The 541-nt window shown below is 54.2% G+C and carries 1 protein-coding gene; it reads left to right on the top strand.

Features of this window, described 5'->3' with window-relative positions:
* Positions 1 to 261: 261 nt before the first annotated feature.
* The coding region (locus ACOCD2_RS25715) for a hypothetical protein (protein WP_419626422.1) at positions 262 to 541 on the top strand (280 nt) is incomplete at its 3' end.

Below are 541 nucleotides of genomic sequence, written 5' to 3'. Positions count from 1 at the left end.
TGTGCTGATTTCCTGGTCAAATCCGGTCTAATTCATCGCTGTCTGCAATTCAACCAAGCGGAAATCAGTGGATATTGGCACCCTTCGGGCGCTGATATGCCTCTATCTGGGGATTTGGGAAGCCATATCCGGTTGATTGTTATAGCATCATAAGAGTATATTTGTGAGTCTGCGACAGAAGGATAAGCGTGTCTTCGGCCTCGTGATAGATTTTGGGACATCCCAGTCCCCAAAATCGACTCGGCCTTTGACAACCTATTGGTGCCCCAGCCGTCCTGGTCACCCAGCACTACGCAACAACTTCGCAAGCTCGTTGCTGCTCCGTACTTGCCTCCCAATGACTGGACGCCGCGTTTGGATGCCTACTTTGCTTCCCCTCTGGCGCTATGCGCACGACGGGTAAGCAGTGCGGCCTCGCGGCTACTGGGGACTGCCAGCCTTCGCTTCGCTCTCCATGGCTGGCAGCGGTGGTGCATCATTCGTGCGGAATCTGATTCGCCAACGCCTGGCGGACCCGAAATCGGATCTCTATATCGAAAAC

The sequence above is a fragment of the Thiolapillus sp. genome (genome assembly GCF_048562965.1).
Taxonomy (GTDB): Bacteria; Pseudomonadota; Gammaproteobacteria; order Chromatiales; family Chromatiaceae; genus Thiolapillus; species Thiolapillus brandeum_A.
Note: the sequence above shows the minus strand (reverse complement) of the source record. Positions and strands in the feature narration are given on the sequence as shown.